Annotated in this window: 30 protein-coding genes; 16 read left to right on the forward strand and 14 right to left on the reverse strand. The window is 61.9% G+C overall.

Going from position 1 to position 23,765, the window contains the following annotated elements:
- Positions 1-119 precede the first annotated feature (119 nt).
- The gene (locus AC1DYC_RS07605; protein WP_477405151.1) at positions 120-1,199 is read right to left on the reverse strand and encodes a DUF3616 domain-containing protein; all 1,080 of its coding nucleotides are present in this window, start codon (positions 1,197-1,199) and stop codon (positions 120-122) included.
- Positions 1,200-1,497: 298 nt separating this feature from the next.
- Positions 1,498-2,076, reverse strand: a complete 579-nt coding sequence (locus AC1DYC_RS07610; protein WP_477405153.1) for an NUDIX domain-containing protein — start codon at positions 2,074-2,076, stop codon at positions 1,498-1,500.
- A gap of 144 nt (positions 2,077-2,220) precedes the next feature.
- Here AC1DYC_RS07610 and AC1DYC_RS07615 point away from each other — a divergent pair, with 144 nt between their 5' ends.
- The 4 genes from AC1DYC_RS07615 to AC1DYC_RS07630 all read left to right on the forward strand — a co-directional run bounded on the left by AC1DYC_RS07615 (position 2,221) and on the right by AC1DYC_RS07630 (position 4,474).
- A complete protein-coding gene (locus AC1DYC_RS07615) occupies positions 2,221-3,318 on the forward strand; it encodes an NADH:flavin oxidoreductase/NADH oxidase (protein ID WP_477405155.1) in 1,098 nt (365 codons plus the stop codon).
- A gap of 125 nt (positions 3,319-3,443) precedes the next feature.
- Entirely contained in the window at positions 3,444-3,758 is a 315-nt protein-coding gene (locus AC1DYC_RS07620; RefSeq protein WP_477405157.1) for an SH3 domain-containing protein, read from the forward strand.
- 155 nt (positions 3,759-3,913) lie between these two features.
- Positions 3,914-4,192: a DUF982 domain-containing protein gene (locus AC1DYC_RS07625; protein ID WP_477281745.1), complete on the forward strand. Its 279-nt coding sequence runs from the start codon at positions 3,914-3,916 to the stop codon at positions 4,190-4,192.
- Between the two features lie 42 nt (positions 4,193-4,234).
- A complete protein-coding gene (locus AC1DYC_RS07630; RefSeq protein WP_113193910.1) occupies positions 4,235-4,474 on the forward strand; it encodes a DUF2188 domain-containing protein in 240 nt (79 codons plus the stop codon).
- Positions 4,475-4,553: 79 nt separating this feature from the next.
- Here AC1DYC_RS07630 and AC1DYC_RS07635 read toward each other — a convergent pair whose 3' ends face one another.
- Together AC1DYC_RS07635 and AC1DYC_RS07640 are read right to left on the reverse strand one after the other, a co-directional pair.
- Positions 4,554-4,823: a hypothetical protein gene (locus AC1DYC_RS07635; protein WP_477405159.1), complete on the reverse strand. Its 270-nt coding sequence runs from the start codon at positions 4,821-4,823 to the stop codon at positions 4,554-4,556.
- Between the two features lie 98 nt (positions 4,824-4,921).
- A complete protein-coding gene (locus AC1DYC_RS07640; protein ID WP_477405161.1) occupies positions 4,922-5,890 on the reverse strand; it encodes an alpha/beta fold hydrolase in 969 nt (322 codons plus the stop codon).
- A gap of 162 nt (positions 5,891-6,052) precedes the next feature.
- On the opposite strand from AC1DYC_RS07640, the gene AC1DYC_RS07645 reads away from it, so the two are divergent.
- From AC1DYC_RS07645 to AC1DYC_RS07675, 7 genes are all read left to right on the forward strand, one after another.
- Positions 6,053-6,793, forward strand: a complete 741-nt coding sequence (locus tag AC1DYC_RS07645) for a competence/damage-inducible protein A (protein ID WP_436260141.1) — start codon at positions 6,053-6,055, stop codon at positions 6,791-6,793.
- Positions 6,794-6,893: 100 nt separating this feature from the next.
- Entirely contained in the window at positions 6,894-7,727 is an 834-nt protein-coding gene (locus tag AC1DYC_RS07650; protein ID WP_192251083.1) for a universal stress protein, read from the forward strand.
- Positions 7,728-7,819: 92 nt separating this feature from the next.
- Positions 7,820-8,320: a xanthine phosphoribosyltransferase gene (gene gpt, locus AC1DYC_RS07655; RefSeq protein WP_112567259.1), complete on the forward strand. Its 501-nt coding sequence runs from the start codon at positions 7,820-7,822 to the stop codon at positions 8,318-8,320.
- Between the two features lie 207 nt (positions 8,321-8,527).
- Positions 8,528-9,025 carry an NUDIX hydrolase gene (locus tag AC1DYC_RS07660; RefSeq protein ID WP_477405163.1) on the forward strand — a complete coding sequence of 166 codons (498 nt, stop codon included), beginning with the start codon at positions 8,528-8,530 and terminating at the stop codon, positions 9,023-9,025.
- 203 nt (positions 9,026-9,228) lie between these two features.
- Entirely contained in the window at positions 9,229-9,549 is a 321-nt protein-coding gene (locus tag AC1DYC_RS07665) for an ArsR/SmtB family transcription factor (RefSeq protein ID WP_112567254.1), read from the forward strand.
- The gene (locus AC1DYC_RS07670) at positions 9,546-10,010 is read left to right on the forward strand and encodes an SRPBCC family protein (protein WP_477405165.1); all 465 of its coding nucleotides are present in this window, start codon (positions 9,546-9,548) and stop codon (positions 10,008-10,010) included. The genes AC1DYC_RS07665 and AC1DYC_RS07670 overlap by 4 nt, the downstream gene beginning before the upstream one ends.
- 25 nt (positions 10,011-10,035) lie before the next feature.
- Positions 10,036-10,449 carry a GFA family protein gene (locus AC1DYC_RS07675; protein ID WP_477405167.1) on the forward strand — a complete coding sequence of 138 codons (414 nt, stop codon included), beginning with the start codon at positions 10,036-10,038 and terminating at the stop codon, positions 10,447-10,449.
- Positions 10,450-10,494: 45 nt separating this feature from the next.
- Here the strand turns inward: AC1DYC_RS07675 and AC1DYC_RS07680 are convergent, their stop codons facing one another.
- The 6 genes from AC1DYC_RS07680 to AC1DYC_RS07705 form a co-directional block, all read right to left on the reverse strand.
- Positions 10,495-12,300 (reverse strand): ABC transporter ATP-binding protein, encoded by a 1,806-nt coding sequence (locus AC1DYC_RS07680; protein ID WP_477405169.1) that lies wholly within the window; start codon positions 12,298-12,300, stop codon positions 10,495-10,497.
- Positions 12,301-12,688: 388 nt separating this feature from the next.
- Positions 12,689-13,099 (reverse strand): GNAT family N-acetyltransferase, encoded by a 411-nt coding sequence (locus AC1DYC_RS07685; protein ID WP_477405171.1) that lies wholly within the window; start codon positions 13,097-13,099, stop codon positions 12,689-12,691.
- 72 nt (positions 13,100-13,171) lie between these two features.
- A complete protein-coding gene (locus tag AC1DYC_RS07690) occupies positions 13,172-14,122 on the reverse strand; it encodes a diacylglycerol kinase catalytic domain-containing protein (RefSeq protein ID WP_477405173.1) in 951 nt (316 codons plus the stop codon).
- A gap of 13 nt (positions 14,123-14,135) precedes the next feature.
- Positions 14,136-15,020 (reverse strand): SPFH domain-containing protein, encoded by an 885-nt coding sequence (locus tag AC1DYC_RS07695; protein ID WP_477405175.1) that lies wholly within the window; start codon positions 15,018-15,020, stop codon positions 14,136-14,138.
- 35 nt (positions 15,021-15,055) lie between these two features.
- On the reverse strand, positions 15,056-16,738 hold the full coding sequence (locus tag AC1DYC_RS07700) for an NAD+ synthase (protein WP_477405177.1): 1,683 nt from the start codon (positions 16,736-16,738) through the stop codon (positions 15,056-15,058).
- Between the two features lie 97 nt (positions 16,739-16,835).
- A complete protein-coding gene (locus AC1DYC_RS07705) occupies positions 16,836-17,549 on the reverse strand; it encodes a DNA-3-methyladenine glycosylase I (RefSeq protein ID WP_477405179.1) in 714 nt (237 codons plus the stop codon).
- Positions 17,550-17,650: 101 nt separating this feature from the next.
- Here AC1DYC_RS07705 and AC1DYC_RS07710 point away from each other — a divergent pair, with 101 nt between their 5' ends.
- Positions 17,651-18,214 carry a DUF1003 domain-containing protein gene (locus AC1DYC_RS07710; RefSeq protein ID WP_477405181.1) on the forward strand — a complete coding sequence of 188 codons (564 nt, stop codon included), beginning with the start codon at positions 17,651-17,653 and terminating at the stop codon, positions 18,212-18,214.
- A complete protein-coding gene (locus AC1DYC_RS07715) occupies positions 18,211-18,819 on the forward strand; it encodes a DedA family protein (protein WP_477405183.1) in 609 nt (202 codons plus the stop codon). Before AC1DYC_RS07710 ends, AC1DYC_RS07715 begins: the two co-directional genes overlap by 4 nt.
- 3 nt (positions 18,820-18,822) lie before the next feature.
- Here the strand turns inward: AC1DYC_RS07715 and AC1DYC_RS07720 are convergent, their stop codons facing one another.
- The 3 genes from AC1DYC_RS07720 to AC1DYC_RS07730 all read right to left on the reverse strand — a co-directional run bounded on the left by AC1DYC_RS07720 (position 18,823) and on the right by AC1DYC_RS07730 (position 20,316).
- The gene (locus tag AC1DYC_RS07720) at positions 18,823-19,416 is read right to left on the reverse strand and encodes a hemerythrin domain-containing protein (RefSeq protein ID WP_477405185.1); all 594 of its coding nucleotides are present in this window, start codon (positions 19,414-19,416) and stop codon (positions 18,823-18,825) included.
- 41 nt (positions 19,417-19,457) lie between these two features.
- Positions 19,458-19,817, reverse strand: coding sequence for a diacylglycerol kinase (locus AC1DYC_RS07725; protein WP_477405187.1), 360 nt, complete (start codon positions 19,815-19,817; stop codon positions 19,458-19,460).
- A gap of 79 nt (positions 19,818-19,896) precedes the next feature.
- The gene (locus AC1DYC_RS07730; protein ID WP_477405189.1) at positions 19,897-20,316 is read right to left on the reverse strand and encodes a GFA family protein; all 420 of its coding nucleotides are present in this window, start codon (positions 20,314-20,316) and stop codon (positions 19,897-19,899) included.
- A gap of 323 nt (positions 20,317-20,639) precedes the next feature.
- Between AC1DYC_RS07730 and AC1DYC_RS07735 the strand changes: the two genes are divergently transcribed.
- From AC1DYC_RS07735 to AC1DYC_RS07745, 3 genes are all read left to right on the forward strand, one after another.
- Entirely contained in the window at positions 20,640-21,710 is a 1,071-nt protein-coding gene (locus AC1DYC_RS07735) for a GGDEF domain-containing protein (RefSeq protein ID WP_477405191.1), read from the forward strand.
- 105 nt (positions 21,711-21,815) lie between these two features.
- Entirely contained in the window at positions 21,816-22,199 is a 384-nt protein-coding gene (locus AC1DYC_RS07740; protein WP_477306444.1) for an antitoxin Xre/MbcA/ParS toxin-binding domain-containing protein, read from the forward strand.
- Positions 22,159-22,938 (forward strand): RES family NAD+ phosphorylase, encoded by a 780-nt coding sequence (locus AC1DYC_RS07745; RefSeq protein WP_477405193.1) that lies wholly within the window; start codon positions 22,159-22,161, stop codon positions 22,936-22,938. Before AC1DYC_RS07740 ends, AC1DYC_RS07745 begins: the two co-directional genes overlap by 41 nt.
- Here the strand turns inward: AC1DYC_RS07745 and AC1DYC_RS07750 are convergent.
- Positions 22,935-23,639, reverse strand: a complete 705-nt coding sequence (locus AC1DYC_RS07750) for a hypothetical protein (RefSeq protein ID WP_477405195.1) — start codon at positions 23,637-23,639, stop codon at positions 22,935-22,937. The genes AC1DYC_RS07745 and AC1DYC_RS07750 overlap by 4 nt on opposite strands.
- Positions 23,640-23,765: the final 126 nt, after the last annotated feature.

Here is a 23,765-nt window from a genome sequence, read left to right on the forward strand (position 1 = left end):
AAAGAATGAAGCAAGTGCAGAATTGCGCAGTTGTTCGCAGACACTGCCGACCGCGCATGCGTTATCCCAGCAGCTCAGGGTCTGACGAAATCCGCGCGATCTGACCGCGCAAAAGAAGCTTACGGCAATGTCAGGTCGTACAAGGTTGGATCTCCGTTCGGAACGCCATCATGGACGACGAGAATACGGACGTTCCGACCATCTCGGGCGACCACCAGCACGCCCTCTGCTTTCTCGCCAGCGACATACGGGAGTTCATCAACGAAGGTCGTCGCTCCTGATCCACCTCCTTTATGGGGTGAAAATAGAAAGACCTTGAACGGTCCCCCCTCTCCGTCCTTTGGTCCTGCCAGTATAAGAAGTTGAAGCGGGTTCGAATCGAGTAAAGCCAGATCGCGTATTCCCAGCCCCCTCAACGTTGCCAGATGAGTAACGGCGGTTAATGCACCGGAGCCTTCGAACAGGTCGCTCGCATTTACCGCGACAATCGGCGTGCCAGTATTTAGAACTGGGGAGCGGAGCCCGAAGAAAAGGAAGTTGCCAGATCCCGCGATACCCTCGATCGACAGGCCGCTCCCGCTGGAAGTGTCTTTTCCAAAGGCGGTAGCCAGATCAGGCAGATTGTAAAAGGCCTGATTAAGTCTCGGTGTCCAGTCTGGCACCGCGCCAGTGCCTAGTGCTTTGTCGCCTTCGGACAGAGCTTCGATCGAAGGCGCTGCAAGCCGGATATCTAAAAACGCGGAAGCTTTAAATCTATGCTTCTTGCGGCCACAGCCGTGCGAGCCGGTGACCACGAAATTGCCGGCCAAGAACGACACGCCTTCGCTATCATTCTCATTGAACTTCCCTTCGCCTGCGGGACAGGCGGTTTGGGGAATTTCCTTCAGACGACGATCATCTTCCGATGCCTCATTGAGGAGGGGCACCGATTGATAGATTGTCAGCTTCGGCGTCGGTCGAAGCGCGAATGTCACCAACTGGGCCGACAGACCTTCATCGAGAGCAACAAGGCAGACCCGCACAGGGTCGGCAATTGAATTGGAGCAGTCGATGCCACTTACTTCCGAGTCTGCACTTTCAACTTGGGTAAAATGACCGACAACCTCAACTTTTGTTCCGACCGGTTGCGCAAACGTCTCGATAGGCGTTCCGATAAGCGCCAATAGAAGCAACCCAGCAGATACGGTGCGGGAAGACATCAGCAACCCCTTGCCTAGACAGCAGTTACCCTTATCCCAAAATGAAGCCCTTTGCGACAGGATTCATTTCAGCAGTCGTATTAGTTTGCCACCGGAGCTGACTTGTCCTTCTAGAGCTAGATTTCGCCATCGCGGCAGCTTTCTCGATGGCGACACCGTTCTTCGAATATGTCGCAATTCCAGTCGCCCGAAATAGTCAACAGGAGCGAGATGAAGAAATTTTGCCCAGCGTGCAAAGGGGGTTCCACTCATCCGCACCAGCAGCGACAATTCTCAAATCGCCGCCAGCCGGCAGCGCTCACCCCCGCATCGGATTCAGCTTCAAATGCTGGATCAGGATAATCGTCTTGGCATCCACAATCCTCCCATCAGCAATCCCGGCCAGCGCCTCGTCGAGCGGCATTTCGAGCACCTCGATGTCCTCGCCCTCTTCCGGTGCGCCGCCGCCGGCCGAGATGCGGTCGGCGGGTGAATAGCGCGCGACGAAGAACCACAGCCGTTCGGTCACGCTGCCCGGGCTCATATAGGGCGCAAACAGCCGCTCGATGTTCTTCAGGTGATAGCCGAGCTCTTCCTCGGCCTCCTTGAGAATGGCGGTTTCCGGGTCGTTTTCGTCGAGCAGGCCGGCGCAGGCCTCGATCAGCGGTTCGCGGTGACCGGTGACATAGGCGGGATAGCGGAACTGCCGCACCAGCAGCACCGTCTGGCGCTCGGGATCGAAAGGTAGGATCACGGCGCCGTCGCCGCGATCGTAGGTCTGGCGGATCTGCGTCTCCCACTGGCCGTCGCGCCGGCGATAGTCGAGGACGGTCTTCTTCAGGACTGCCCAGTCGTCGGACAGGACTTCCTCCGAGCGGATACGGATGCGATCTTCCATGATGAACTCCATGCTGTCGGCGCCATGGCGTAGCCGCGAACCGTTTTGCGCGCAACCGAAACGGCGAAGTCTCACCGCCTCGTGTCTGGTGCCGGCAACTGCCGTGACCTAAATAGCAGCAGCCCCCGTCTCCGGAGTTTTTTGATGACCGCAGCGCTTTTCCAGCCAATCACCCTCGATGGCCTGACCTTGCCGAACCGCATCGCTGTGGCGCCGATGTGCCAGTATTCGGCCGACGATGGCTCGGCCAGCGACTGGCACCTCTATCACTGGATGAACCTGGCCATGTCGGGCGCCGGCATGGTCACGGTCGAAATGACCGATGTGGAACGACGCGGCCGCATCAGCCATGGTTGCCTCGGCCTCTATTCCGACGACAACGAGGCCGCCGCCCGGCGCACACTGGATGCCGCCAGGCGCGTCGGCGGCCCCGACACGAAATTCGGCATGCAGCTCGCCCATGCCGGGCGCAAGGCGTCCAACAGAAAGCCCTGGGAAGGCGGCGGTCCATTGCAGCCGGGCGAGGACCCCTGGCAGACCGTCTCGGCCTCGGCTGTTCCCTATGACACCGGCTGGAACGTGCCGCATGCGCTGGAGGAGGATGAAATCCTGCAGCTCGTCGAACGCTTCGCTCAAGCCGCAAAGCGGGCCGAGCGCGCCGGTTTCGACTTCCTCGAATTGCACGCCGCGCACGGCTATCTCATCTTCCAGTTCCTGTCGCCGCTCTCCAACCAGCGCACCGACCGCTGGGGCGGATCGCTGGAAAACCGCATGCGTTTCCTGCTCGAAATCGTCAAGGCGGTGCGCAAGGCGGTTCCCAAGCTGATGCTGGGCACGCGCCTGTCGGTGAAGGAATGGGTCGATGGCGGCTTCGAGGTCGAAGATGCGATCGAAGTGGCCAAGGCCTTGAAAGCGCTTGGTGTTGCCTATCTCTGCTGCTCGAGCGGCGGCAATTCGCCCCTTCAAAAACTGCCGATCGGTCCCGGCTACCAGGTGCATCTGGCGGAAGCGGTCCGCAAGGGCGCCGGCATTCCCACGCGGGCCGTCGGCCTGATCGACGATCCCGCCCAGGCCGAAGCAATCGTCGCCGACGGCCGCGCCGATATGGTGGCGCTGGCTCGCGCCTTCCTCGCCGATCCGCGCTGGGGCTGGCGCGCCGCCGCCACCTTTGGCGAGAAAATCCACCCGGCGCCGCAACTTGCGCGCTCGGTAACGACGATGCAGCACTGGATGAAGGGCTGAGCAAGCCGCGCGCCGACGGATAAGCAAAAACGCATTGGCTGGACAGGCAGCCGCAGCTTCGCTTTAATCCACCGCACGTTCCCCAGGGGCAAGGCCGCCTTGGCGGCCGGGTTGGGAGCAAAGTCATGACATCAAGGGCAATCTATCCCGCAGCCGCCGCTCTGGTGGTCGCGCTGTCGTTCGCTGTGTCATCTCCGGTTGGCGCGCAATATTGCGAAGGCACGGTGCATGGCCTGTCCAGGCACTACGATCTGGATACGGGCAGCGGGTTTCTCGCGGTGCGGGCGCGGCCGAGTTCATCCTCGCGCATGATCGGCCAGTTGTTCAACGGCGATCACACCGAAATCTTCGACCGCCGCGGCAACTGGTACAAGATCGACTTCGAGGGCCGCACCGGCTGGGCCAACGCACGCTGGCTGCGCAACGATTGCGGTTACTGAGACGCCAATGCATGTCGCCCAAAAGTGGAAGCCGCCTTTGGGCTAATGACATGCATCAGACAAAGACCAAAAGTCGCGTCGCACACGCGACGTGACGTTTGGGCGCAGGCTGACTGCCACTTTTGCAACCAAATTGGCTGCTTTGCGTTGCGGCCATCATGGATAGCAAACCTTTTGAAACGCCCGTCGTGGTCGAACTCGGCCATGTCGGCAAATATCGCCAGATCCGCAGCACCCAGGAAGCGGCGGAGTGTCTGATGACGGTCTGGCCGCTCAATCGCGGCCCGCGCCATCGCGATGCTCTCGACACTTGCCTCAAAGTGCTGGAAGGTTATCGTTCGACGGCCGATGCACGCAGGGCTTTGATCGAAGCGGCCAAGGAATCGGAAGTGCTGGTTCCCGAAGACCGGCTGCCCGACGCCAAATTGCATTGAAGAACCGGCCGCATCGAACGAACGGACGAACCGGAGGATTTCATGGCGAAGCTGACTTACAAGATCGTCGAGCATGACGGGGGCTGGGCCTACAAGGTCGGTTCGACATTCTCGGAGACATTCCCCACCCACCAGGACGCGCTGCGCGCCGCCGAGATCGCCTCGGCCGAGCAGCAGGTCGCAGGCACCACGGACGGCATCCAGTATGAGGACGCCGACGGCAAATGGCACGACGAACTGGCCGACGGCCGCGATCGGCCGCAGACCGAAGTTTCCGACTAATCCTTGTTTGTTATGGATCGCTGCCAGCCGAGGATGCCTGTTTGAGGCATCCTGCCGGTCCGTCGAGGCTGCGGCTTGATCACTTGCCGCAATATTGATCGTTCACGTTAGGCCTCAAATTTCCGTAGGGTCCTGACGGATCCGAGGCACACGGGCCGCCGGCACCGCCATAGGCCTGACCGCTGGCATTGATGCTGCCGGTGGTGCTTTGGTCGACGGTCGAGGATTGCTCGTTGCCGAACGGCCACCAGCTGCGGTGGTTGGAATAGGTGCCATCGGATGACTGAGCCATCGCCGATGTAGCAAGACCGATCGTCAGAACGGATGCTGCGAAAAGTTTCCTGTACATTGAATTACTCCGTATCTGCCGCCTTGGGTGCGACACGGGAGTAAACCCGGACCTCCGCCGAATGGTTCAGTGAAATTGTCGTGAGGCCGCGGTGATGCCTACGGCAAAAAAGCCCGCTCGGCGATGCGCTTGATGAAGGCGATGACGCGGTCCGGCTCGGCGAATTGCGGCATATGGCCAAAGCCGTCGACCATCTCGAAGTCGAGCCCGCCGATCCTGTCCTTCATCGGCTCTCCGTGGATGCGCATGTCGATGACGCGATCGGCTGTGCCGAACAAAATGCCGGACGGCATGGCGATCTCGCCGTAGCGCTGCTCGATGCGGGCAAGATCCTCTTCGACCGCCACGAAATCGGTCGAGGTCGCATGGAAGTGGGTGGGCCTCAGCCCGAGCCATCCGCCGCCGTTGATCATGTAGTCGGCGGGAACGGACTGCGGCGAAAAGATGAACTCCAGTGTCTGCCGCGCATATCTGAGACTGGTTGGGATCGCGACGGTATAGGCCATGATCCCGCGCCAAAGCCGCGAGCGAATATAGAGCAGGCCCGCTTTCTCGCGCACGCCGGCTTCCAGATGTGTCAGCGGCGCCAGCAAGGCGATGCCGGAAATCGCCTCGGGGTGTTCCACCGCCAGGGTCAGCGTGACGGCGCCGCCCAGCGAGTGCCCGACCACCAGCGGCCTTTGCAGTCCCAGTTTTTCAATGAAGCGTCTCAGGATTTCGGCCTGTTCGGGCAACCGGCCAGTAGCTCCCGTGGCCCGCACCGAATAGCCCGATCCCGGCCGGTCGAGCGCGATCAGCCGGTAGCCTGGGCCGAAGCGGTTGAACAGCGTGTGCCGGAACTGGTGGATCTGCGCGCCAAGTCCGTGCACGAACACGATCGGCCGCCCCTCGCCCTCCTCGACATAGTGGATGCGATTGCCGTCGATCTCGACGAGTTTTCCGCTGACCGGCACCAGCCTTTCGGCCTTGGCGGCGATCCATAGCGTTGCCACCACCAGAGAGGTGACAATGACGACGGCTAGGGCCAGCACGCCGGCGACAAGCCATAGCAGAATCGATACCAGCATGTTTCACCCGGGAGCGGACCGGCGCGCACCATCACCCAGTGCAGGACGCACGGCAAGGCGGCTGGTCGGCATTGCCGCCCGTCTCGCGTCGCGCTATCTCAGGCGACCTTGTCCGCCCAGGCGACCTGTCCAGCCCTGAGGCATCTTCCACCGGAGCCTTCCATGCCTGAAATCGTCACTGCCGCCATGCTTGTCATCGGCGACGAGATTCTGTCCGGCCGCACCAAGGACAGGAACATCGGCCACCTCGCCGACATCATGACGGCCATCGGCATCGACCTGAAGGAAGTGCGCATCGTTCCCGACGAGGAGGACGAGATTGTCGCTGCGGTGAATGCCGTGCGCGCCCGCTACACCTATGTCTTCACCACCGGCGGCATCGGCCCGACGCATGACGACATCACCGCGGATTCGATCTCCAAGGCCTTTGGCGTGCCCTGCGAATACGACGCCAAGGCCTATGCCATGCTGGGTGAGAGCTACGCCGCGCGCGGCATCGAATACACCGAGGCGCGCAAGCGCATGGCGCGCATGCCGCGCGGTGCCGACCATATCGACAACCCGGTCTCCGTCGCGCCCGGCTTTCGCATCGGCAATGTCCATGTCATGGCCGGCGTGCCGGCGATCTTCCAGGCAATGCTCGATAATGTCGTGCCGACGCTGAAGGCCGGCACAAAAATGCTGTCGGCCACCGTCCACTGCCCGTTCGGCGAAGGCCTGATCGGCGGTCCCCTGGGCGACATCCAGAAAGCGCATCCCGACACGATCATCGGCTCTTATCCGAAATATGGCGACGGCAAATTCTGGACCGAGCTGGTCGTCCGCGCCCGCAGCCAGGAGGCGCTGGATTCGGCGCGTGCGGATGTCGAGGCAATGGTGGCCGGATTCACTGCCGCCAATTGACCTTGGGGTCTAGTGGCCCATCGCCGGGCCGGAACCAAGCCACGTAGTCTGACGTTTTCCCTTGGGCGCACCAGGCGCCGGCAGATTTGAGGGATTTCCCATGCGCTTCAAGACCATCGTCGCCATATTGCAGAACGAACAGGATGCCGAGCGCGTGCTCGACTGCGCCATCCCGCTTGCCGATCGGTTCGAGAGCCACCTGATCGGCATCCATGCCGAAGCGCTGCCCGTGCCCTACACCTCGGCCACCGGCTTTCCCGACACCGAGTTCCTGCAGGTCTCCGCCGACATGAATCGCGAGCGCGCCGAAAAACTGCAGGCGCTTTTCCTCGGGCGGATCGAAAAAACGGGCCTTTCCTTCGAATGGCGCAGCCTCGAGAGCTTTTCCGGCGACAGCGCGCTGACCGGCATTTCCAGCGTTCGGGCCGCCGACCTGATCATTGCCGCGCAACGCGAGACCGGCGGCGATCCGAGCGCCGATGTCGATACGCTGGTCTACGATGCCGGCCGCCCGGTGCTGGTGGTGCCACATGAGGGACCGCTGGTCACCACATTCAAGCATGTGCTCTTGGCCTGGAACGGCAGCAAGGAGGCAGCCCGGGCCGCCTTCGACGCCCTGCCCTTCATCATCGAGGCCGAGAAGACCGACATATTGGTCATCGATCCGCCGGACACGCTGGACGACAACCCGGAAGCCGCAGGCGCGGAGATCGCCGCAGCGCTCTCCCGGCATGGCGCCACCGTCAGTGTTTCGGTGCAGCAGTCGGGCAATGCCTCGATCGATGACGTCATCCAGACCCGTATCGCAGAAACCGGCGCCGACCTTCTGGTGCTCGGCGCCTACAGCCATTCCTGGCTGCGCCAGCTTCTGTTCGGCGGCGTGACACGCACCGTCTTGCGCACTGTGCCGGTGGCGGCCTTTTTATCGCGGTAACTCCACAGACTACAGTGGCACCGCCCTTGCCAATGCCCTGACTTTCCAGTTAATTCCGCGCGCATTCCACAATGTTGCGCGCGGAGTGCAGAATGTCCCTTCCTGAAAAAGCCTTTCCGGTCTCCTGGGACCAGTTCCATCGCGATGCCCGCGCGCTCGCCTGGCGGCTTGCCGGCGCCAACAAGGGTCAGTGGAAGGCCATCGTCTGCATCACCCGCGGCGGACTTGTCCCCGCCGCCATCATCTCGCGCGAACTTGGCATCCGCGTCATCGAGACGGTCTGCGTGGCCTCCTATCATGACTATACCAGCCAGGGGCAGTTGCAGGTGCTGAAGGAGATCACACCGGCGCTGCTCACCGATGATGGCGTGGGCGTGCTGATCATCGACGACCTCACCGACACCGGCAAGACGGCGGGCATCGTGCGCGCCATGATGCCCAAGGCGCATTTCGCCACTGTCTACGCCAAGCCGAAAGGCCGGCCGCTGGTCGACACCTTCGTCACCGAAGTCAGCCAGGACACCTGGATCTATTTCCCCTGGGACATGGGATTTACCTACCAGAAGCCGATCGCCGACGATCACGCCGGCTGATTCGCTGCCGCCCTTTTTCTGTCCAAGCGGCCGGACCGCTCTGTTTGCTATGGAAACGGGCGGCGCAAGGCACAATATTCTGTTGAATTGCCCCCTGTTGGCGGAATTCGACGGGTTGGTGTGACGTTTTTTTATTTTTATGACTTACACTTCGCCGTAAGATTCGTTTGGCGGCAAACGATTCTGAGGGCTGGGTAGCTTTCTGCGATGTTGACGAAACCAACGACGCACAACCATATGGCCGAAAGGGTCCGGCGACTCTTCGGCACCGCGCCGTGCCGTCTGCAGGTTGCCGCACTGCCCTGGCGCACCACCGAAAACGGTGTCGAAATCATGCTGATCACCAGCCGCGACACCGGCCGCTGGGTGCTGCCCAAGGGCTGGCCCGAAGCCAGGGAGCCGCTCTGCGAGGCTGCAGCGCGTGAGGCCGGCGAGGAAGCCGGATTGCGTGGCAAGATTTCGCATTTCGAAGCCGGCCGCTATTTCTACGCCAAGGCCTTGGCTTCCGGCGAGGAAGTGCCTTGCGAAGTGCTGGTGTTTCCAATGCAGGTCGAGCGCGTTTCCGACCGCTGGAAGGAAAAGCGTGCGCGCACCCGCAAATGGGTCAACGCGGACGAGGCCGTGCGCATGATCAACGAACCGGATCTTTGCCAGATCATCGCGCATTTCTGCGCCGATCCCGACAAATTCGTCGTTAGAACCTAATCCCCCACAGCGAACGCAGCACACAAGCGCATGCGCCGGCATGACTGCTTGCTCATTGATTCAATTCGATGTTTCGCCTTCGGCGTCATCGATCGAACCGCCATCTGACATCGACCGATCCCATCTCTCCCGGACTACGATTAGCCTTGGCTTGACATGCAGGTATTTACCTGCATATTGTCATTGCAAGATGAGTGAGACCGATGGACGCCGACAAGGTTTTCAAAGCGCTGGGCGACCCGACACGCAGAAAGCTGCTTGATCTTCTGTGCGAGAAGAACGGGCAGACGCTGGGCCAGCTTTGCGAAAACCTCGATATGGCCAGGCAATCCGCGACCCAGCACATCGATCTTTTGGAGGCGGCCAATCTGATCAGCACGGTCAAGCGCGGCCGCGAGAAGCTGCATTTCATCAATCCCGTGCCGCTGCACGAAGTCTACGAGCGGTGGGTGCGCAAATTCGAACGGCAGCGGCTGAGCCTGCTGCACGACCTGAAACAAGAACTCGAAGGAGACAACCAATGACCCGAGAAACCACCAGTTTTGTCTACGTGACCTACATCCGCTCGACGCCGCAAAAGGTGTTCGAGGCCATAACCAAACCAGACATCGCCAAGCGCTACTGGGGCCACGAGAACGTCTCCGACTGGAAACCCGGCTCGAAATGGGAACACATCCGCGCCAATGACGAGCGCACCGTCGAACTCGTCGGCAAGGTCGTCGAAATCTCGCCGCCGACCCGCCTTGTCATGACCTGGGCCAACGCTTCGCAGGCCGACGATCCGACCAAGCAAAGCCGGGTGACCTTCGCCATCGAGGAATACGACACCATGGTCAAGCTGACCGTCAGCCATGACGAGCTCGAGGCCGGCAGCGGCATGGCCAAGGGCGTTAGCCAGGGCTGGCCGGCCGTGCTCTCCAGCATGAAATCCTTCCTCGAAACCGGAACCGGCATCGACCTTTTCGCCAAGCCGAAATCGGCCTGAACAAGCAGCCAGCGGGAGAACGACAATGACCAGGCATTTTATCGGCGGCTGCGCCTGCGGCGCGATCCGTTATGAGGCGAGCGGCGAGCCGATCTTTCAGAACCACTGCCAATGCCTCGACTGCCAGAAGCGAAGCGGCACGGGCCACGGCTCCTATGTGACCTTCGGCAAGCGCGCTGACGTAAAGATCACCGGCCAGCCAAGCACCTGGCGGATGATCGCAGACAGCGGCAATGAAAAGATCCAGGCCTTTTGCCCGACCTGTGGCACGCCGCTCTACCTGACCTTCGTCGCCATGCCGGAGCTGACGGCGATCCACGCCACCAGCCTTGACGACCCCGGCCAGTTCAACCCGCACGCGGTCACCTACACCGTCCGCGGCCATGCCTGGGACACGATCGATCCCGTGCTTCAGCCATTCGAGAGAATGCCCGGATGAACCATAGCAGGGCCCTATCCCTTCGGATGGGGCCCTGCATTCAGCTCAGACCACCAGGCCCTTGGTCAGTTCCAGCGCCTGGCGTTCGAACAGACGACGGTAAATGCCGCCCTTCAGCCGGATCAGCTCGTCATGCGAGCCCTCCTCGACGATCTTGCCGCGGTCGAACACCAGCAGCCTGTCGAGCGCCCGCACCGTCGACAGCCGGTGCGCGATGACGAGCGTGGTGCGGCCGACCATCAGCCGCTCCATCGCCTGCTGGATCAGCACTTCCGATTCCGAATCGAGGCTCGATGTCGCCTCGTCCAGGATCAGGATACGCGCATCCGCCAGGAAGGCGCGCGCGATCGCCACACGCTGGCGTTCGCCGCCCGACAGTTTCACGCCGCGCTCACCGACCAGCGTGCCGTACCCCTTCGGCAGGCTGGTGATGAAGTCATGCGCACTGGCGAGCTTCGCGGCATGCTCGATCTCCGCCTGTGTGGCGTTCGGCCGGGCATAGGCGATGTTCTCCGCCAGCGAGCGGTGAAACAGGATCGGCTCCTGCTGGACGATGGCGATCTGCGCCCGCAGCGACGCTTGCGCCACCTGCGAGATGTCCTGCCCGTCGATCAGGATCCTACCGGCGCTGACGTCATAGAGACGCTGGATCAGCTTGACGAAAGTCGTCTTGCCTGAGCCCGAATGACCGACCAGCCCGACGCGTTCACCGGCCGCAATGTCCACCGAAAAGTCGTGGTAGAGCGGCAAGCGATGACTGCCATAGTGGAAGGTGACGTTGTCGAAGCCGATACGACCATCGGTGATCCGGATCGGCCGAGCGCCGGGCCGGTCGTCGATGCCGCGCGGTTGCGACTGGAAATCGACCATTTCCTCCATGTCGTTGATCGAACGCTGCAAATTGCGGATATGCGTGCCGATATCCCGGAGATAACCCTGCAGGACGAAGAACGAGGTCAGCACGAAGGCGACATCGCCGGCGCTCGCCTGGCCCCAGGCCCACAGCATCAGCGACAGCCCGATCACCGCGGTCCGCAGCACCAGAAGCATGGCGCCTTGCGTGGTGCCGTTGATGGTGCCGCGCACCCAGGTGCGGCGCGTCCGCGCGCGCCATTTGGCGACGACCTTGGCAAGCCGGGTTTCCTCGCGGGTCTCGGCGCCAAAACCCTTGACCACGGCGTTGCAGCTAACCGCGTCGGCGAGCGAGCCGCCAAGCCGCGTATCCCAGCTGTTGGCGAGCCGTGCCGCGGGCGCGACATAACCGAGCGACAGCATCGCCGTCACCATGATGAACAGCACCGAGCCGACCGCGACGACCAGCCCCATCAGCGGCCAGAACCAGCCGAGCAGCAGCGTCGAGCCGACCAGCATGGCGACCGACGGCAAAAGCGCGATCAGGATCGTGTCGTTGAGCAGGTCGAGCGCCCACATGCCGCGCGTGATCTTGCGCACCGTCGAGCCGGCAAAGCTGTTGGCGTGCCAGTCGGTGGAGAAGCGCTGGACGCGATGGAACGCATCGGCGGCGATGTCGGCCATCATCTTGAGCGTCAGCTCGACAATGCCCATGAAGGCGAGATTGCGCAGCACCACGCCGGTCAGCGCCAGGCCGATGAGCGCGAAGAAGGCTGCCATCGCCGCATTCCACGCGACATCGTCGGCCGACGCACTGCTGGCGACGGCATCGACCAGCCGGCCGGAATAGAGCGGCGTCAAGACGTCGGCCAAGGTCGAAAGCAGGAAGCCGCCCATGATCAGCGAAAGCCGCCAGGGCTGGCGCCGCCAGTGGCTGAGCGTGAAGCCAAGAACGCTGCGAAAGGCGCTTGCGCGCAGATCGATTCGAAAACGAGCCATGATGTCATCCGGGCGCAAACGTGCCCGGTCCCGGTAAGGTCGAAAATTGAAAACCGCGCTGGGCAATTCGCCCGGGGCTGCGGAGGTTCGGCATAGGTGGCGGCGCGCCCCAGATATCGGGTGGCGACCGGCATCGGCAGAAGCCTGTACTCAGTCCGGCATCGGCGCGAAGGGCAAACCTTCGCCGGATACCAGGTGAGACCTAGGCTTCGCGGCCTCGCATTACCATGTGAAATACTGCCATTCGGACCTCCCGCAAGACAATTGCGGAGCGGTCCTTATAGAGACGCTCCGCCGGATCGCCAAGAGCGAGCGCACGGCAAAGCCTATCTGGTCCAACCAGTGAGGTTATTTTGCAACAACAGGCGGCCAAGCCCTCGCCTGCGCCTCAATCAGGGTTGCGATCGAGCCGCATATAGCGGCCATCGGTCGATGCCTTGAAGCCCAGCTTCTCATAAACGCCGTGCGCGTCACCGGTCGACAGGCTCCAGTGCGAGACCGTGCTGAGTTCAGGGTGATCGATGAGCGCCCGCACCAACTGCAAGCCAATGCCCCGGCCGCGATGCTGCGGCCAGATGATGATGTCGGCGAGATAGGCAAACACCGCACGGTCGGTGATGGCCCGGCCAAAACCGACTTGATTTCCATCCAGATAGGCGCCGGCGCAAAGCGAGTTGGCAAAGGCGCGGCGATGAAACTCATTGCTGCGACCGTTGCCCCAGTAGCTCGCCATCAACAGGTCGGAGGTCGCCCGGAAATCGATCCGTGACATGTCGAAGCTGATTTCACAGTCGGGCATGGTGTCTCGCAAAAAATAAGGGGCGGCCGAACTTTGGTCCGGTCGGTGATTTGGTTTGCCCGCGCAGTACGCTTACGGCACCACGAGATAGGCTTTCTGGTCGGCGATCGCGATCGTCACATCGGTGCCGGAATTGAACTCGACGAAATCGACCTCCATCCCGTCGCTGAAGATGACGCCACCCCTGCTCTGCCGCGACGAAATCACCAGCGGCCGGTCGCGGGTGATGACGCCATGCACCAGCGACACGCCGGTCGTGTTGCTCGGAAACGGTTCGCGAACCGAAAAGAACAGCTGCTCGCCCTCGCGGTCGTAGCCTTGCGGCGGCACGGTCGGCACTGCGGTGTCGCCATAGGCCGCGGCCAGTCCGGCGGCGCCCGCCATGACCGAGCGCAGCCAACCGGTTGAGCCGGCGCCGGTCGAAACAATGATGCCGCTGGAAGACTGGCGCTCTGTCCTGCCGCCATAGGTCAGTTCATAGCGGGCCGAGACATGCGTCGAGGCGCCGACGAACAGGTCGTTGAAGGCGATCAGCCGGCGGCCGTCATTGGAACGCGCTTCGGCCATCACCACCGCCTGGCGCTTCGCCCTGCCGGAGAGTGTCAGGCCGAGGACCTTTTCGGTATCCTCGGCGCGCCACGGCAGCAGGGCGCCGTCAAAAAGCGCCGGGTTGGGATTGATGCCGATCAGCGGCTGATACGGCAGATATTTGGCGGTGTTGGAGACCAGCCCGTCCTGGCCAAGCGCAATCACCACGTCGGACCCGAACTCGAACTGCGGCACCAGTTCCCGGTCGAGCCGCAACTGCTTGAGGCCTTTGGGAAGCGACCCCATCACCCGGTCGAGCGCCTGGTGATAGACATCATGCGCTGCTTTGACCGGGTCGAAATTCATGCCGGCCTGCCTGAGGTAAAAGCGCGCCTGCCCCTGCGTGTTGAAGCGCGCCGTCAGTTCCTCGAGCTCGGTCTTGCGGGTGACGACGATCACCCGATCGATCGACCTGTCGCTCTGGTCGCCGGCCACCCTGACCTACCCTTCAGGACCCGGTCTTCGGCGTGGAAAGCTGGCTCAGCGCGCTGGTCAGCATGTCAGGTGTGATCGACAGATTGCCGACCGAGCCGCCCTTTTCCGCCCAGGCCTTGAAGGCCATCGCCGTCAGCACGTGCGCCGGCGCCGACGAATAGACGGTCAACTCCAGCTGCTGCGCCTTGGCTTCCGCCTCTGCCAGCGTCAACTTGTTGCGCGCCTCGGTGTCGACCAGCAGCTTGTTGCGTTCGGCAAGTTCGATCTCGGTCGCCAGTTCGCTCTGCTTGATCTCGCGCTCCTTTTCGACGCCCCAGGCCCGGCGCCCGTAGATCGCGGCGTCCGCCTGGCGCTGCAGCGCTTCGCGGTATTCGGTCTGCAGCGCCTTGCGGATTTCCGGCGTCGGCTGCACCGAGGTGACGTGGACCTCTTCGATCGACAGGCCCGCGGTCGCGGCAATCGGATCGCCGCGCAAAAGTTCGGCGAGATTGCCGCCGAGCTTCGTCACTTCGGCCAGCGCCTGTTCCAGCGTCATGTTCGAGACCACCGCGCGCGCCCGGCTCTGTATGGCCAGCACCAGGCGTTCGGCGATCTTCTCACGCCCGTCGCCGGCGACATCGGAACGGCTGAGCTTGGCGCTGAAGTCGAAACCTTCCGCCGCCTTGAGCGGATCGACAATGCGATAGCTGACCGAACCCTGGATCGCCAGATCCTGGAAATTCGCCGTCGTCTCGGTGAAGATGAACGGGTTGTCGAGCGACGTCACCGGCACCATGGCGATGGTGGTGCCGAACGTGCCGTACCAGAAGGAGATGCCGCGCCCCTGCTCCCGAACCTTGCCGTTCTTGAAGCGCAGGATGTGGTATTCAGGCGTTCCCTTGAAATAGCTGACAAACATACGAGCCCCCAAGGTTCATCAATTGAATCAGATGCTTACCCGCGATCCCTGAAACGATTGGTGATCGGATAGCGCCGGTCGCGGCCAAAATTCTTCCGGGTGATCTTCACGCCCGGCGCCGCTTGCCGGCGTTTGTATTCGGCAATGTAGAGCAAATGTTCGACGCGCGTCACCGTCGCCCGGTCATGGCCGCGCGCGACGATGTCGTCGACGCCCATCTCGTTTTCGACCAGGCATTCCAGAATGTCGTCCAGCACTGGATAGGGCGGCAGCGAATCCTGGTCGGTCTGGTTTTCGCGCAGTTCCGCCGACGGCGCCTTGTCGATAATGTTCTTCGGGATCACCTCGCCCGACGGCCCAAGCGCGCCCGGCGGGACGTGCGCATTGCGCCAGCGCGACAGCGCGTAGACCTGCATCTTGTAGAGATCCTTGATCGGATTGAAGCCGCCGTTCATGTCGCCGTAGAGCGTGGCGTAGCCGACCGACATCTCGCTCTTGTTGCCGGTGGTGACGACCATCGAGCCGAACTTGTTCGAGATCGCCATCAGAATGGTGCCGCGCGCGCGGCTTTGCAGGTTTTCCTCGGTAATGCCTTCCTTGGTGCCTTCGAAAAGCTGCGTCAGTGCGTGCAGGAAGCCTTCGACCGGCTCGAAGATCGGCACGATGTCATAGCGGCAGCCAAGCGCGCGGGCGCAATCCTCGGCATCCTTCAGCGAATCCTTCGACGTGTAGCGATAGGGCATCATCACCGCGCGCAGCCGCTCTTCGCCCAGCGCATCGACGGCCAGTGCGGCGCAGATCGCCGAATCGATGCCGCCGGAAAGACCGAGCACGACGTTCTTGAAGCCGTTCTTGTTGACGTAGTCGCGCAGGCCCAGCATGCAGGCCCGGTAATCCGCTTCCTCGCGCTCGGGGATTTTCGACATCGGCCCTTCCGAGCAAAACCAGCCCGCATCCGTGCGCTTCCAGGTAGTGACGTCGACCGTCTCCTCGAACTGGCTCATCTGGAAAGCCAGCGTCTTGTCGGCGCCGATGGCAAAAGAGGCGCCGTCGAAGATCAACTCATCCTGGCCGCCGATCTGATTGGCGTAGATCATTGGCAAACCGGTTTCGATGACCTGGCGGATAACGACCTGATGGCGCACGTCCATCTTGGCGCGATAGTAGGGCGAGCCGTTCGGCACGAGCAGGATTTCCGCACCGCTTTCAGCCAACGTCTCACAGATGCCGACGTCGCCCCAGATGTCCTCGCAGATCGGAATTCCGATGCGCACACCACGGAAGTTGACAGGTCCCTGAGCCTCGGGTCCGGCCTGGAAGACGCGCTTTTCGTCGAACTCGCCATAGTTCGGCAGGTCGAGCTTGTAGCGCTCGGCCAGGATCTTGCCGCCATCGGCGAAGATGATCGAATTGTGGGTACCGCTCTTGCGCTTCAGCGGCGTGCCGATGATGACGCCCGGCCCTCCATCGGCGGTGTCTGCGGCGAAGTCCTGCGCGGCCTTTTCGCAAATCTTGAGGAAGGCCGGCTTCAGCACCAGATCCTCCGGCGGGTAACCGGCAAGGAAAAGCTCGGTGAAGAGCACGATGTCGGCGCCCTGGCGGGCGGCATCCGCCCTCGCCTCGCGCGCCTTGGCAAGGTTGCCGGCGACGTCGCCGACCGTCGGGTTGAGCTGGGCGACAGCGATGCGCAGAATATCGGGAGCGGTCTTCTTGGTCATGCCTGCGGTTTAGCGCGGCAAAATTGCCCCGGCAATGGCGTTCGTTTGGACCAATCCAGACCGATCAAGTTCGATCGTGTCCGGAGGGGCGACAGCCCTACTCGCCCATATATTCGCGCAGCGCCTCCGGCGAATGGTTCTCGCCGATCGACATCGCCAGGATGCGCGAGATGTGCCGGCGCGGCAGGCCAGTTTCCTGTGCCCATTTGTTGATCTGCGCCTGGATCTTGTCGAGATCCCTCTTCGACGTCGGGCTTTCGGCGATGTCGAGGCCGGCGTCGCGCAGGGCGGCCGCCATATCGGTCGAGATGACGAAGGCGTCCCATTCCAGCCAGCGCAGGAAATATTGGCCGGTGTTGCCGCCGAGCCGGCTGCCGTGCTTGCCGAGATACGCCATCAGCCCTACCTGGTCGTCCGCCGGCCACTCGGCCAGAAACTTGCCGAAGCCGCCATGCTCCTTCGACACACGCTCGACGAAGGCGGCGTTATCGCGCACGGACTTGATCTTCTGCGGATTGCGCACGATGCGCTTGTCGGCCGTCAATTCGTGCCAGAAATCGTCGGGCTGGAACAACAGCCGCTTCGGCTCGAAATGCAGGAACGCTTCCTCGAAACCCGGCCATTTTTGTTCAATGACGCGCCAGACGAAGCCGGCAGCAAACACCCGCTCGGCCATCGTCGACAGGATGCGGTCGTCGGTGATCTTGGCCACTGCGGCGTTGTCGGGCAAAGGCCCAAGCAGCGACACCAGCACCGCGTCGTCGCCTTTGCGTTTTGCCGCACGGGCACGAATCTTCTCGAAATTAGCCATTGGCTCCCCTGATTCACTTCGGGTAGACGCGGCAATCTACCACTTCCCGTTCGAGCCGGCAGCCTCTAGGTCTAGGCAAGACGCTGACCATGGAGGCGACCATGCATAAGACCGTGCCCGAACTGGCCGACCGCTGGCTGAGGCGAACGCCTGAGACCCTCAGCGAGCTTGAGCGGCGAGTCTTGCAAAGCACCGTCGATCGCAAGCCGATCTCGCAGGACATCAACGACAGTCTCGCCGGGCTTCAGGGGGCCGGCGACCGGATCGCCGATGCCATTGCCCGCGTCGGCGGTTCGTGGACGTTCATCCTGTCCTTCATCGCCTTCCTGGTTCTCTGGATCGGCGCCAATTGGTGGCTGCTGGGGCGAGATTCGTTCGACCCTTACCCGTTCATCTTCCTCAATCTCGTGCTGTCGATGATCGCTGCCTTGCAGGCGCCGGTGATCATGATGTCGCAGAATCGCCAGGCCGCGCGCGATCGCATCGACGCCGCGCACGACTACGAGGTCAATCTCAAGGCCGAGATCGAGATCATGGCGCTGCATGAAAAGCTGGATGAGTTGCGCCACAGCCAGATCATCGGCATGCGCGACGAGATCGCACAGATAGCCGAACAGCTGAAGCGCATCGACGAACGGCTCACGCCGCAGACCTCGCGCTCATGACCGAGGCCATCCATCACCTCATCGAGCACTATGGGCTGATCGCGGTTTTCCTGGGCTGTGTCGCCGAAGGCGAAAGCGCGGCCATCCTTGGCGGCTTCTTCGCCCACCAGCATGTCTTCGTCCCTTGGAAGGCTTTCCTCGCGGCCGCCATTGGCGCCTTCGTCGGCGACACTTTTTTCTTCGTCCTCGGCCGCAGTTTTGCCGACCATCCCAGGGTTTTGAAACTGAAGGCCCGGCCCGGCTTCAACCACGCCTACCGCCTGGTCTCGTCGCATCCCAACATTTTCGTTCTGTCCAACCGTTATATCTATGGCCTGCGCCTGGTCGGCGGCGTCGCGGCCGGTTTCGCCAGCATTTCGGTGCCACGCTTCGTCATCCTCAACGCCATCTCGTCGCTGGTCTGGGCAGCCTTGTTCTGTGGCATCGGCTACGTCTTCGGCCTCGGCGCCGAGCAGATGGTCGGCAAGGCACTGCTCCATCACGAAAGGCTGCTGATCGCGCTCGGCATCGGGCTTGCCGTCGCCATCCTTGCCTGGCTCATCGCCCGCACCGTCGCCGGCAAGGAACGCGCAAAGGACGCCCGCGATAGCCAAGCTACCTCGTAAGGATCAGTCGTCATCCTCGACCAAAGCGCGGTCGCCGCGGTCGAGGATCAGCGGGATGATGAGATCTTCCTCATCGGCAAGATGCCGCTTCAGCATGGCGATCAGCCGGCTGTTCTCGTCGGCATAGGCATCGGCGGCAAAGCGCTGTTTGTCTTCACTCTCCTCAAGCGTGCGGATGAAGGCGTTCGCCGCTTCGGCGTTGCGCTCCAGCCCCTCATGAATGGTGTCGTGATCGGTGTCGAGAATCTCGAAGCCACGTTTCAGGCGCGGCTCGGCCTTGGCGAAGGTCGGGAAATATTGATAGTCCTCGACATTGTGGTGGCCGTCGAGATTGCCGAGAAAATGGTTCAGCCGTGGCGCGAACCAGCGCGCGAAATCCGGCGCCGTCAGCCGACCTTCGCGATAGTCGCCAATGCCGTTGGTCAGCATGCCGCCGAGTTCGCGGAACATGTCGTGCCGCTGCAGCCACATGTTGGCGAGGCCATGGATGTTGGCGTGACCCTGCCAGTTTTCGCGCGGATATTTCTGCACCAGCCACCGCAGATCGTCCGGCAGGCCGGCTCGCTCGAGCAATAAGGAATTGGCGGCTTCGCTCAACGTCAGTCTCCTTTGGTGACTGACAAATAGGAACGCAGGTTCTAGATCGGTAGCCCTGTGATGCGCTCGATAATGGCGATGCCCCAAACGCCGGCGACGATGATCACCGAAATCAACACCGCCAGCGAGCCGCAATCCTTGGCGAGCTGGATATCGATATTGAACTCACGGCTGAAGGCATCGCAGGCCGCCTCGATGCCGGTGTTCAGCACCTCGACCATGATCAAAAGCAGCACGGCGCCGATCAGCAGCGCATAGCCGCGCCACGACACCGAGACGAACCAACCGAGCGGCAGCGCAAGGACGAGCAGCATCAGTTCCTGCTGGAACGCCTTTTCGCTGGCGGCGAGCTTGCGAAAAGCCCGCACCGAATTGAAGAAAGCATCGATCAGCCGCTGCATGCCCGCGCATTCCCTTCGAATCACCGGGAGGGGATATCGCAATGGCTGGATCAAGGGAATAAGGCAGCCATGCCAAAAATCACTCGTCCGCAACCTTGATCGTCGGTGTCGACCTCTCGAACTGCGGCAGCCCATCGTCGATCGTGTAGTAATCGCCCTTATCGCCGACGAAGATGTGGCATTCGCCCTCGAGCCTTGTCGGGGCATCGAACGATCCGGCGAGAACCGAGACATACGCGTCCTGGCCAGGCTTCCAGAACAGCACCGAGCCACATGTCTTGCAAAAGCCGCGCCTGGCGAAAGAAGACGCTTCGTACCAGGTGATGTTCTCAGTCCCCGTTATGGTGATGTCGCCATCGGCGACGTTGGTTGCGGCATAAAAATGCCCGCTTTGCTTGCGGCACTGCGAGCAGTGGCAATAGATCACGCCGCGCAACGGCCCTTGCGTCTGGAAACGCACCGCCCCGCACAGGCAAGACCCCCTGCTGATATCACTCATCCCTGCCCTCCACTGCCATCGTTCACGGCTTCGACGCTACCAGAGAGGATTTCAGTTTTGCGAAAGCCGGGCACCAGCAAATGCGACATGAGATGGGCGTGTTCGCGCTTCTCCCACTGCAGCCTGAAGTAGAATTGTCGCGTTCCCTAGCGGCACATTAAGGAAACTTTAGCGCCGGCGCATTTATGGTCGTTGCCAAGCGAAGGTCGCGATTGGGGACGCGTCCTTCGTAAGATGGATCCGAAATACGGCTGGTTCTCCCCCGGTCGGCAACATCTCGCACGCGCAAGTCTGCGATGGTTCCCAGGGGTAGTGAACAGAACATGCAGCCGGCAGCAGCCCAGACCGACCGAAACAGCGACATTGCAACAGCCGTTGTGACGACCATGCGCCAGCTCGGCGTGCTTGGCCTGCCGCGCAATTACGAAATCTTCTATGAAGCGCTGAAGGGCACCAATCGCGAACTCGGCCTTGCCGTCGTCGCGCTCGGCAATCGGCCGACACAGGACGATCTCGATCGCATCGGTCGAGCCTTCTTTGCCCAGCATCATGGTCCCGGCATTGTCGAGCAGGCGCGCGACGTGCTGGCCAGGGAACTCGAGGAAATCGCCTTGCTGCTGCGCAGCGAACGCAGCCATATCGAGAAATACGGCAAGATCCTCGACGAGACGTCGAGCGGGCTGGCCAATCGCAGCCTGCTTTCACAGGATCTCTTGCAGAAGGTCGCCAGCGCCATGGCGATCGCCACCAATTCGACCCTCGACCATGGCAAGCAGGTTGCCACCACGCTCAGCGACAAGACGGCGGAACTGGAAAGCGTCAAGTCGAAACTCGAAGAGTACAAGCGGCTCGCCGACACCGATCCCTTGACCCATATCTGGAACCGGCGCGCCTTCGACAAGGAAATCACCAGGATCTATACCTCCAACAAGGGCATCCTGTTCAACGCATTGATCCTTGCCGACATCGACCATTTCAAGGATGTCAACGACCGCTACGGCCATCCGGTTGGTGACAAGATCATCCAGATCGTCGCCGAGATCTTCCAGACCAGCATCCGCGAAGACATGTTCGTTGCCCGCACCGGCGGCGAGGAATTCGCATTGATCATCGAGGGCGCCAGCGAGGATACCACTTACGAGATCGCCGAACGCATCCGCGTGCTGATCGAACAGACGCCGTTCACCAGCAGCCACACCGGCATCAATTACGGCACGGTGACCGTTTCCATGGGCATCTGCATGGCCTCAGAGGCCGAAAGCCCGGAGGATCTCTACACCAAGGCGGACCGGGCGCTCTACCGCTCCAAGGTCGGCGGGCGCAACCGCGTCACCCGGCATTCGACGATGGCCGGCCGAGCCGGCAAGAACTGGCTGCTCTACAAGAAAGACTGACGCTTCGGTGCCCAGCCAATTCGCGGGCACAGGCAAATTTATCGAATATCGTCTCTTTCCATATGAATTTTCGTGGACTATATTTTCCATGGAAAGAGAGAGGCCATGTCGACGACACAACCCAAAATAGCCGCCAAGACGGCCGAAAACGCGGTTCTGACCAAGGCAACACTGCGCGCGGCCGAGCTCCTGGATATTACCTCCAGGATGCTGGCGTCGATCATCGGCGTCTCGGAAGCCACGGTTTCGCGCATGCGCAGGCAGGAATTCCTGCTGGAGCGCGGCACCAAGCCGTTCGAGCTTGCGGTGCTGTTCGTGCGGCTGTTCCGTTCGCTCGACGCCATTGTCGGCGGTGACGAGACGATAGCCCGGGCATGGCTGAAGAACGCCAACACGGCGTTCGATGGCAGCCCGCTTGAAAAGATCCTCACCATCACCGGGCTTGTCGATGTCATTGCCTATCTGGACTCCCGACGCGCTCTCGTCTGAGCGGCTCGACGGCAAATACTGGCGCATGGTCGAGGCGCAGCACCGGGTCTCGACGCTGAAGGTTGTCGACACGCTGGACGAACAGGCCCTGCTCGAGGATCTGATCGAGGAGACCAAGCCGCAGATCCCCCTTGAATGCCGGCATCTCCACTACCTCCTCGCGACGCCCTTCCGCTACGGCTCGGTCTATCCCTACGGCTCGCGCTTCCGCCGCGCCGGCCGCACCCTTGGCGTCTATTACGCGGCGGAGACGATCATGACCGCAGTCGCTGAAATGGCCTTCTACCGCTTGCTGTTCTTCGCCGATTCGCCCGACACGCCGTGGCCGCACGACGCCGCCGAATACACCGCCTTCGCCGCTGCGATCCACACCGACAAAGCCGTCGACCTGACGCGGCCGCCGCTCGATCGCGATGAGGCTCAGTGGACGCATCCGACCGATTATGCCGCCTGTCAGGCGATTGCCGACGTCGCGCGCGAAGCCGGGATGGAGGCGATCCGCTACCGTTCGGCGCGCGATCCGAAGGGCACCAATGTAGCGCTGCTGACATGCCGTGGGTTTGCCAAGGCCAAGCCGCTGGAGCCGCACACCTGGCGCATCCGGCTCGGCTCATTCGGCGTCCAGGCGATCTGCGAATTTCCGGAAAGGCGAATCGAGTTCTCCAGAACCGCTTTCGCCAATGATCCCCGGCTGAATGGACTGCGCTGGGAACGGGGCGCTAAACCGCCTCCCCGCTAAGCGAGGATGTTCACGGCACGCGCCGCCACCAGCGCGATCGTCAGCAGCGAGATCATCGCCTCCGCCATCATCAGCAGCTTGGCACGCTGGCTGAGCGGCAAGGTGTCGGTCGGCGAGAACGCCGTCGCATTGGTGAAAGCCAGGAACACATAGTCGATGAAGCCCGGCAGCCAGCCATGGGTTTCGCGGTCGGGCAGCGTCATTTGCGGAAACAGGAAGTCGGCCTGCGCGCGCTTGACCAGACCGCAGGTCGGCGGTCCGCCCCGGTCGGTGCTCCAAAACCACAGAGCGAAGACGATGACATTGGTGACCCAGATGTTCAGCGCATCGACAAGCAGCGTCGTTCCGGCGCCCGCATGGCCTTCGAGCAGCGCCTTGACCAGCAGGACCAGTGCCCCGCAGTTCATGATGCTGATGACGCAGGTCGTGACCAGCGCCGTCCGGCGGATGTAAACGCGAAACCGGCCGATCGCATACCAATGCTCGTGGTCGACGGCCTTCTGCGTCGCCATCTGTGTCCAGGCGGTCGCGATCGACAGCGGCACAAGCAGCGTCGCCTCGATCACGGGCGCCAGCCAACGCGGCCCGAACGACAGGTCGTTGATGACCAGAAGCTGCAGGCAGATGATGACGAGGACCGCGGCGCGCGCCAACCAGAAGTCAAGCGCGCGGTGATGAATGATGGCGTGCTCGTGGCGCATGGTGCTGGCGACCGGATGCAGAGGGCTCGGAGCTTCCGCGTTCCGCCTCAATCTTGGTCTTGCAATGGTCGCGCGCGGACACATTTTCGTCAGTTCGGATGTGATGACAACCCGTCATGCATCGTC

It is taken from the genome of Mesorhizobium sp. P2_E7 (genome assembly GCF_056403855.1).